Annotated in this window: 7 protein-coding genes; all 7 read right to left on the bottom strand. The window is 40.3% G+C overall.

Annotation, left to right across the window (positions count from 1 at the left end; genetic code table 11):
• Positions 1–838: RagB/SusD family nutrient uptake outer membrane protein (locus AC4MRQ_RS22790; protein WP_491200035.1), on the bottom strand; the 838-nt coding region annotated here is incomplete at its 3' end.
• 12 nt (positions 839–850) lie between these two features.
• Positions 851–4,363 (bottom strand): SusC/RagA family TonB-linked outer membrane protein, encoded by a 3,513-nt coding sequence (locus tag AC4MRQ_RS22785; protein ID WP_491200034.1) that lies wholly within the window; start codon positions 4,361–4,363, stop codon positions 851–853.
• Between the two features lie 155 nt (positions 4,364–4,518).
• Positions 4,519–5,445: a FecR family protein gene (locus AC4MRQ_RS22780; RefSeq protein WP_491200033.1), complete on the bottom strand. Its 927-nt coding sequence runs from the start codon at positions 5,443–5,445 to the stop codon at positions 4,519–4,521.
• Between the two features lie 120 nt (positions 5,446–5,565).
• On the bottom strand, positions 5,566–6,153 hold the full coding sequence (locus AC4MRQ_RS22775; protein WP_491200032.1) for an RNA polymerase sigma-70 factor: 588 nt from the start codon (positions 6,151–6,153) through the stop codon (positions 5,566–5,568).
• 248 nt (positions 6,154–6,401) lie between these two features.
• A complete protein-coding gene (locus AC4MRQ_RS22770) occupies positions 6,402–8,033 on the bottom strand; it encodes a dipeptidase (RefSeq protein WP_491200031.1) in 1,632 nt (543 codons plus the stop codon).
• A gap of 117 nt (positions 8,034–8,150) precedes the next feature.
• Positions 8,151–9,191: a proline racemase family protein gene (locus tag AC4MRQ_RS22765; RefSeq protein ID WP_491200030.1), complete on the bottom strand. Its 1,041-nt coding sequence runs from the start codon at positions 9,189–9,191 to the stop codon at positions 8,151–8,153.
• Between the two features lie 198 nt (positions 9,192–9,389).
• Positions 9,390–10,318 (bottom strand): ornithine cyclodeaminase family protein (locus tag AC4MRQ_RS22760; protein WP_491200029.1); only part of this gene is annotated, 929 nt, incomplete at its 5' end.

Raw genomic sequence — 10,318 nt, 5'->3', positions numbered from 1 at the left:
CTTCCAGGCCGTCTTCCCCTTCGGCTACATAATCAATCAATTCTGCATTACTATTGGTAATAACTGAGGTGGTTGCATCAATACATGCTTGCAGCATTTCCTGGTTATCATTGTCCCGACTGGCATACCAGAGGGTTATATGTGCTTTCAATGCCTCGGCACTGGCTTTATTGGCTGTAATGGCCCATTGGCTATGACCTGGTTCAGAATAATCCAGTAAGCCAATCGCTTTATTCACGGCTGTCAATGCAAAGTCAAGAACCTCTTTTTCATCTGATCTCGGAAGCTCAACAATATAACCATCCTCAGTAACTAACTGATCAGAAGTTTCAATAGAAAGATTAACAACCGGCACTTCTCCCCAAACACGTGTTAAATAAAAGTAGCTCAAAGCTCGTATAAAAGCAGCCTCACCAATAATACGGTCTTTTTCTTCAGGAGAACTAAAAAGATTATCATCCATTCCTTCCACATATTGCTCAATCGTAAAAGCCCAGTTGGCTGCACGGTATAAACTTTTCCAATCTCGTGTAGATTCACGGTAAGGCAATACAAAATCACCATTATTAAGAATGTACTTGATAATCCAGTCATCGTGCCACAGAAAGGTCATTCCGGGAAACTCTCCCCAAAACATGAAACTTGCCTGTGTTGTGATCGCCTCTTTAAAAAGACCATAAGCTCCGGCTAAAGCCTGTTCAGCATTACTTTGATTCACCCAAAAAACTGCAGGGTGGGTAATGCTTTGTGGTTCACGCTCTAAAAAATCCTCACACCCAGATGATAACAGAAGGGTTAAGACCAATAATAAGCCCGATATTTTTTTTATATATTTCATTGTATTCGATTTTTAGAATCTGACATCAATACCAAAAGAGATTGTTTTTGCCTGTGGATAACCGTTCCCTAACACATGCCCTTTGGCATCGACCATCGATGCATCCACCACTGCATCCGAACGTTGCCACATCCAAGGATTGAGTACATTCGCATACAAACGTAAGCGTGTTAAACCCCATCTCTTAATAATGCTGTTTTTATTAAATGTATATCCTAAAGAGGCACTGGTAATTTTCCAGTAATCACCACTTTCAATCCAGAGTGTTTGATTTCCTCTAAACCCGTAGTATGGGCCTAAGCTGGGACTAGCCGGATATAATGCAGGGAATCGCGCTCCCGCAGCACCATCACCTGGTTTTTCCCAGAAACTATACTTACTTAAATCTGCTAATCCTTGTTTAGCCCAACTGTCACCACCTCGATCATAAGCATCCATGTAGCTGTTCAGTACTGTATTTTTAATATCAGCTCCAAAAGAGAATTGACTGTAAGCCTGCAGATACCATCCTTTATATTGCAGATTCACATTAAATGAACCCTGAATTTCTGGTATCGGTGAATAATCGCGTGCCAGTTGCAAGTCATGTGTTTCATTTATAATATAATCTCCATTCAAATCTTGCCAAATAGGGAACCCGGGACGAATAGCAGCCCAGGCACTTTTTCCGGTCAGAGGTTGTCCTGTATATGGATTCACCGGTAATTGACTCAAGTCATCAATGATGTAGTCATTGATAAACATTTTATAAAGATTGATTGGTCGCCCCACCACATATCCATAGTCATTTCCTGTATAGTCGCGATTGCCATTAGGAAGAGCTGTGATGAAGTTCTTATTTTGTGCCAAACCTGCTGTTAACTCCAATCGCAAATTATTATGACGAGGGAACACATGGTAATTGATCATTCCTTCCCAACCGTAATTCAAGATTCCCGCCACATTGGCTTTAGCAGTATTATATCCGGAGTAAGCCGGAAACTCAACATCAAAAAACAGTTTATCAGTTTGCTTATGGTATGCATCAAAGGTAAGATTCAAACGGTGTCCAAACATCTCCAGGTCAAATCCAATATCCCATTGTTCTGAATCTTCCCATGAAAGTTGATCGTTTCCAATGGCTCCATAATTAGGTTTAACACCAGTGATCCCTGCATAAGATGATACATTCATCTGGTTACCCCAATAGGCTTGCCCTCCATAACCAAGGCTGTAAGCTCCAAATCGTAAATAGTTTTGCTGGAACTGTTTTCCGTTAATACCCCAACTGAAACGGACTTTAGCAAGGTCCACAAAATCTCCAACTACCCCTTTAATAAAAGGCTCTTCAGATAATAACCAGGCTGCAGAAAATGAAGGGAATTTTGCCCAGCGCACGTCAGCCCCAAAGCGGGAAGATCCATCCATACTGAAAGTTCCTCCAAGAATATATTTCTCTTTGAATTTATATCCCACGCGTGCGAAATAAGATAACATAGCATTTTCACTGATATCGGTATAGCCCCAAATTTCATCTTGTGTATACCTGCTGTTTATCACCCTAATCGCATCGCTACCAAAACCGACTGCAGTTGTACCCATATCTTCGTATCGGTTATAATCGGTTTTTACACCCAAAATAGCTGTAATATTATGGTTGCCAATATCTGTGATATAGTTGAAATAAGTATCGGTTGAAATGTTAAAACGCGTATATATAGCATAGCTTGCGAATCCATCGCCTTCTTCGCGAATGGTTGATGGTTCATAGAAGTTCTTCTTGTTGGTTGAATATACAGAAGTGACCTGAGAGCTAATAGCTAAATCCTTATACAACTGAAAACGCATTAAATTGGATAGGGTCGTTTGAATTTGCCTATCCTCATTGAGTTTAGATTCTAATTCTCCTTGAAGAGACTGACGTTTTTCATCAGTAATAGCAAACAATGAGGATTGAAGCGAAGCCGGATTGACGGGAAGCGCATTATTCATATTATACGAACCCAAGTAAGGATTCCCTTGCCCGGTTTGATTATCGGTATATACCAGATTGGTGCGAAACTGATTGGTAAAGGCTCTGCCTACTTTGGAATTGAGATTACCTGTAACTGTATATCTCTTAAAACCTGTAGCAGTTACAACACCTTTATTATCATTATAACCCACAGACAATCTGTAGTTGGATTCATTGGAACCTCCACGCATACTTAAAGAGTACTGTTGAGTTACACCTGTTTGATAGAACAGTCCCTGGTAATCCACATTATTATTGAATGCCGGATTCAGGCTATCTGTTAATAACATAGGTACTTCCTGCGATAACAACTCATCATGTTTCCACCATTTATTAATCATATCCATTTTGGCGCGTCTTTCAGCAGCACCCACCAGCATAGATACCAGTTCAGGTTTTGGCTGAATTCCATAACTTGCCGTAAATGAAAATTCTGGCTTTTCCAATGCTTTACCTCCTTTGGTGTTAATGATAATCACACCATTTGCTCCGCGCGAACCATAAATAGCCGCAGCAGAGGCATCCTTTAAAATATCAACACTTTCGATATCTGCAGGATTCAGTGATGCTAGGAAGTCAGTATTAGAAACATTGAATCCGGCTAAATCTTCCAAAGATGTTTGAACCCCGTCAACTACATACAAGGGGTTACTAAAGGCCGAATTGACATCGATTGCTCCACCAATACTGGTGTTTCCACGAATAACAATGGAACCTCTGGAGCCAGGTGCTCCTGACAAAGAAACAGCCTGCACCCCTGTTGATTGTGTGCCTAATAGTTCTGATACACTGGTTACCGGAATGTTCTCAATAGCATCAGAACGGATGCTTGACACGGAGGCTGTTACATCGCGTTTGTGTACAGTTTCATAACCAATGGCGACTACTTCATTCAAACTGATGGATTCTTCGACCATAGTGATATCAATGGTAGCTCTGCCTGCAACTCTGATCTCCTGATTTTCATATCCTATAAAGGAATAGATTAGTACAGCTTCTTCCGAATTCACTTTAATGCTATACGAACCATCAATGCCGGTAATTACTCCATTGGTTGGATCTGCTTTTTCAACTACATTTAAACCAGGTATTGGTTCCCCCCTGGTGTCAATTACTTTTCCACTAACGGTTATCATCTCCTGCAGGAAATTGTCTTTAACTTGTGGTACCTCATTGGGGAGAATAGCTATATAATTCTCCACTATTCTGTACGATAAGTTGGTATCTTTCAATACCTGATCGAGCAGTTCCAAAATAGAAAGTTCCTGAAAATTACCCGAAACCTTATGATTTGAAATGGATGCATCTGACTTATAATAAATATAGAAATCAGATTCCTTTTCAATCTTGTCAAACACATCTTTAATGGTAGCATCTTTCACCTTAAAGGAAAATCTGGACTTCTGAGCCAACGCATTTGTAGCTCCCAAGTTCATTAAGCACACCATTATAAGAAATAAAGTCAATCTCATAACAAGCCATAGTTTTCCACTCCGTCCTGATAAGGACGAACCTAATTTGTTTTTTTTCATAAATTTGTACTGTTATTAATTAATATTACCCGTAAGGGTTAATTCGTAACAGCTCTTTAAATACCGCCATATTTTAAGAGCTTTCAGAATCACCGGAAAACAGATTTTTTTGTTTTCCGGTTTTTTTACGATGAGTTCAATTTCATTTGGTTGAGTTACTTGATGGTTATTACTGTTTTCTGATCTTCATAATATTTAATGGTATAATCAATTTGTCCGGTCATTTTCATTACGGCCAGAATCTGATCTACCGGTTTGTTTTTTAATAATGCTCCATTGATACGTAATTCCTTAGCCGTTTCGTTTTCAAATACAACATTCACATGATACCAACGCTCCATATAGCGGGCTACACTTTCCATCTTTTCATCCCGAAACTGTATAATCCCTTTCTGCCAGTTGGTATACATGTCTGTTTTAACCTCATGAATTAACAATTCCTGATCGTCAGGTGACCATACTGCTGACTGATTTGGACTCAGCCTGACAGACTTCCCGGCCGCTTCCCAGTCGACATATACTTCACCTTCTATCAATACAGTTGTATAAGGCTCACCCTGATAAGCTGATAAGTTAAACTCAGTGCCTGTTACCCGCACGTCATACACATCTGTACTAACAATAAAGGGTTTGAGCTTATCGGTAGTTACAGAAAAATAAGCTTCTCCTTCAATGGACACTGCTCTTGTTTTCTTATTAAAAGTGGTTGGATACGTCAACTTTGACGAAGCATTTAAAACAACCATAGAGCCATCTGGCAACACAACTTCTGCTGTCTGTCCTGCAGGAGCCACCACCTGTGCAAATTCATTAGTACTTATTTTTTCATTGCCAAATTGACTCCATCCCCAATAGGATAATCCCAGGGATATCGCCATGATTGCAGCATAATTCAGTAATTGTTTCCACCGAAGTTTTATTTGTCTGGTTCCAAGTCCTGTTTTCTGTCGAATTGTTTTGTAGGCAACTTCCTTTTGACCATCAGGTAATGATCGGCGTGTTCCTACCAGTGCTTCCAGTAACTTCATTCTTGCACCATCTTCATGGTCAGTAAACGGTTCGTTTTTCTCTATATCGTTCATTCTTTAATTCTGTTAATACAGTCGTTTGTTATTGACTTCATATAGTAAAGCCAGTAACCCGGCTTTACCCTATGTCGGATTTTAACTTTTTTTATCTTTTTTGAAATGAGAGGGAGATGATCAGAAAAACAACCAGTTAACAATGGGCAAATAATCCTTAAGATTATTTTTAAATACTTTCAATGCCTTGGTCATTTGAGCTTCAACAGCTTTTTCTGAGATATTAAGTTGCTCTGCGATTTCCCTGTTTTTTAGTTCCTCAAATCGACTTAACAGGAAAACTTCTTTACACCTGGGAGGTAATTGCTCAAGGGTTTGTTCAATAATTTGATTGATCTCTTTAAAAATCAGTTCTGAGGTGTCGAACTGTTCCAGTGCTTTTAGTCCAAGTGCATTCTCATTGGATGGATCCAGCCGGGAGTTATCAACTAATGATTCCTTACGTCTTTGCCGTAATAGTTTTATGCAATCATTTTTTGTAACGGTAAACAACCAGGCCATCAAATTAGAATCTGCTCTTAAATCTTTTCGTTTCTCCCAAAGTTTAATAAAAGCCCCTTGAGCTATACTATTGGCAGAATCATCGTCCTGCACAAATTCTTTGGCAAAGAAAAAGAGTTTATCGTAGGAGGAATCAAAGGCATACCTGAAGTATTGCTCTTCATCTTTTTGTATTCCCTGAATAATATGCGTATCTAAAATCTCCATTTACATCCCCCGACCAACAAATATATAATAACAAATCGTTCTACAACCTTTCATGTACATTTGTTTTGAGTCGAATTTGCTTTCGTTACATTATTTTAATGGCGATTTCTACGCATATACAACAGAGGTTCAGTTCTGATCCTGAATGTTTTGAAAGAAAAATGTGCAACAAGAACTTATTAAAACAAGAAAAGGGATTTACTATTGAGCAAACCCCTTTTCTTGTTTAAGCTAATAGCCATTAGCTTTTATATCCCTTGCTTATTATTTGTGAATTCTGAAATTAAATCCAACTTCAACTCTTTAAACAATTGATGCACTTCATTCATCCTTTCGATGGTTAGTTGCGTCAGATAGGCCTGTGCTTTCTTTGGATTTTTCTTTAATAAAACCTGCGCTTTTTCATCAACCGACTCTTGCTCAGAAAAGAAACTAGCTTCTAATGGTTCACGCTTTTCGACTACCTTCTTGTGTGCATCTTGCCAACGCAGGTACATCAGGTTATCCACAAAGTCAACGGCCCAACGGATGCTGTTATCCTGGTAATATTCCGGATTGTAGACTTTATAGCATTCGGCCACATCTGTCACACCGGTATAAATCGGAACGTACGCACTTGTATATGCATTATCTACATAAAACCAGTAAACTCCTCCAATCTCATCAGGGAGCCATCCTCGCAATTGTGCAACCATACCATATTCGCCTCTTGCCCGGGCTACATTTCGACGACTGTTGATGTTCATTACCCTCCGCATCTCTTTGGTTGGGAATGGTGTTGCAAAAGCACTCTTTGTTAGTTTTCCTTCCTCATTAGGGTAATACCATGTTGGTGCATTTTCCTTATCGTAAATTGTTCCTTCGAAGGTTGAGCGCTGAAAAGCCATTACATCCTGAACCGACATCTTTTTCTCAGGTTTAACAGAGAATGGGTAAATTGATATAGGTTCAATGTATTGTGTGTATTGGTTTTCGCCTTCCCAAATTGAGTTGGTAAAGCGGTCGGGCCATTCGGTATAATTAGGGGCGAAAGTGGCATAGAATAACCAGAAACGTGAGGTTGACCATTCGCGTGGGATAGGAGAATAAACTTCTTGCCAGATAAATGGTTCGCCAGATTCAGGATTGTACCAGCCACGGTCAATCGCTTCTTGCATATAGTTTGATGACGCCCTGAAATTATCCTTATCATTAATGTTAATTTGCTTGATGATGCTCCAGTTCGGTATTATCATCACATGGTCATCAGGTACACGCTGCGCTGCCCAGATGCATCCTGGTTTGCCACTGTCCTTCTTCCATTCATTACCAACACTGAATACCTCCAATACCCATATCTCATCAGTATCAGCAATGACCAATGATTCACTTTCACCAATGCACGACGGAAGGAATCCATGGGTTTCAAACAGTTGGGTGATTAGTTTCAAAGCATCTTCTGCTTTTGTGCAACGTTGGAGAGCGAAGGCCTGCGCCTGCTCAATGGTCATTATTTGTTCACAAATGGAGCGATCCACCATTAATTCAGGACGTTGACTTAACGTGCTTTCACCAATGGCTAATTGCTTAGAATTGATTTGTGGGTAAGCAGTTTGGAAATAGGAGTAAGTCTGCTCCACTTGTGGGATGTGGCCAATCACTTCACCATAATCACCTAGTGGACGACCAGATTCTATCATGCCCCAATAAACAGGAGCTTTTTCGCCAACTTTAAATTGTTGACCAGGAACGAAATTTATCCGGCAATCAGGTCCGGCATCTGTATGTGAAACAATGACAGAACCATCCACCGATGCTTTTTTACCAATAGCAATAACGGTACAGGCAATTAAATGACTGTAGGTGCCAAGTAAAAGTAATATTGTTATAATTGTTTTCATGGGAATTAATTTAGTCTGTAGTCAGAAGTCAGTTGTTGGTTGTGTACCTCCTAAGCATCTTTGAGATACTAAGGAAGTTGTTGATGATTATTGAAGTTTGCTTATAGTTTTAAATAACTATCTAAAAATAAATCCTTTTTTTAATGGATCTTGCGGATCAAACCAGAATTCGTTTTTTCCCGTAAGGTGAGCCGTTCCGCTTACTTCAGGCACTACTGCTTTATGAGGGCCATAAGTTGTTTCTTCTGTTACCATCACATCCATTGTGGTACCCAGGATGCTTTCAATAGTAATGCGTTCTCCGTTTTTTAACTCGCCTTTGGCGTGATGCAATGCAGCACGGGCACTCACCCCAGAACCTGTTGGTGAACGGTCAACTTCTCCTTCTGCAAAGATGCAAACATTGCGGCTATGAAGATCGGGGTTTTTGGCCTTGCCGGTAAAGATAGTACCATATAAAAAGCTCAAATCTTCCTCAAACGGATGTTTGATCTCATATTTATCCATCACGGCATATTTAATGCGGCGTCCCCAATCAATTAGTTGATTGTAGTTCTTTTCTTCCATACCAATGCCCAGCTTGTCTGCATCAACAAAAGCATAGAATGCGCCACCATAGGCTACATCAAAAGTGACATCACTTATACCTTCCACGTATATTGTCTCATCTTTTATCAATAAAAATGATGGTACATTCAGGAAGGATACTTTTTCGACAATGCCATTCCTACGGAATGCCTTCGAACGGATCAAACCGGGAGGTGCATCAATCACCAATTCCGGTTCATCACCTACTTTTGTTATCATTTCTGTATCAAATACCAACTTGGTTAGGGCAATAATGGCGTGGCCACACATGGTACTGTAACCTTCGTTGTGTAAAAAGAAAGTGCCAAAATCAGCCTTTTCGGTTATTGGCTCTGTTATTAAGGCACCATACATATCAGCATGACCGCGTGGTTCAAACATGGTACCTGTACGAATGTAATCCAGGTTATCTCTGAAGAAGCGACGTTTTTCTAATATGTCTTTTCCTTTAATTTCGGGCAGGCCACCGTATAAAACACGTAAGGGCTCACCTCCTGTATGTAAATCAATAGTTGAGATTTGGAGCCACTCTTTTGGTGGTGTCCAGTTCCAATTATGTAGCTTGATCATTTTTTTAGTTTAGTAGTTGACAGATTTAAATTTGTACTAAGACTGAAGTATATTGGTATTTATTTCCCCTCTCCCTGCGGGAATCTCCCCGAGGGGAGAATTTAGTGAAACATCTTCCCCTGGGGGAAGCGCCGTTAGGCGATGGGGCTATTTTATTCATCATGCACTGTGCACCAGGCACTGCGCACTTTTTTATAGCTATATCTCAACTTCCTCTCCCAAATTGCCTGCGCAAGCTTTTTCGTAAACCAATTTTGCTGCAAATAAATCGAAGATGCCCTGACCAACCGTTTTAAACAGGCGCGTTTCTCTAAATCCCAGTTCATTTGGTTGTTCAATCAGCGTGGAAATGTGCTTCACCTGTTCCTGGTTGATTAATTGATTTTTCAGAGGAAAGATGAGGTCTCCGCTTTCGGTTACACCATGTTCAGCATCGATCCAAACACTGTCAATCAACCTGAATATGGATTCGGGCAACTCACGCATATCCGGTTTGTAGGAACCAACACAGATAAAACATTTGCCCAATATTAGATCTTCCAGATTCGGAATAACCGGTTCTGGTGAGGTTGTAGCAGTGACCACAATTTCGCTGTTAACCACCACCTGTTGTGCATCTTCACAAAGAGCTACATCTACATCTGGACATTTGTCTCCCATAAAGCTGATAAAATCACTAATGGTTTGAGGCGAGCGGTCATACACATATACGCGCTCAAGGTCTCGCTCCTGACTAGCTAACCATGCTATGTGCCGCCCTTGTGCACCTCCTCCGATAATGCCCAATGTAGTTGCTAAAGGATCTGATAAATGACGAATTCCAACACAGGCTACGGCAGCTGTTCGCATGGCTGTTAACTTAGCCCCGTTTAGGATGGCTAAAGATTCACCAGTTGCACCATCGTTCAAGACTACAGAACCATTGATAGCTGTTTTTCCCTTTTTAACATTATTCGGGAAAACAGATACCAACTTGGTGGCAAACATATCCGGACCAACAGATGGCATTAGCAACAATGTGTTTTCATTGATGTCAACATGCATTCTGTTGGGAGTGAAGTAATCCTGATCACTCGACGACTTCAACGCTAGTTCCATAATGTCTGTCCACAATGTTGGGACGGCCG

Source organism: Carboxylicivirga sp. (assembly GCF_982718395.1).
Note: the sequence above shows the minus strand (reverse complement) of the source record. Positions and strands in the feature narration are given on the sequence as shown.

What these genes read in the sequence shown, in the direction of transcription:
- AC4MRQ_RS22785 (WP_491200034.1), bottom strand. Translation starts at nt 4,363, where the DNA reads ATGAAAAAAAACAAATTAGGTTCGTCCTTATCAGGACGGAGTGGAAAA.
- AC4MRQ_RS22780 (WP_491200033.1), bottom strand. Translation starts at nt 5,445, where the DNA reads ATGAACGATATAGAGAAAAACGAACCGTTTACTGACCATGAAGATGGT.
- AC4MRQ_RS22775 (WP_491200032.1), bottom strand. Translation starts at nt 6,153, where the DNA reads ATGGAGATTTTAGATACGCATATTATTCAGGGAATACAAAAAGATGAA.
- AC4MRQ_RS22770 (WP_491200031.1), bottom strand. Translation starts at nt 8,033, where the DNA reads ATGAAAACAATTATAACAATATTACTTTTACTTGGCACCTACAGTCAT.
- AC4MRQ_RS22765 (WP_491200030.1), bottom strand. Translation starts at nt 9,191, where the DNA reads ATGATCAAGCTACATAATTGGAACTGGACACCACCAAAAGAGTGGCTC.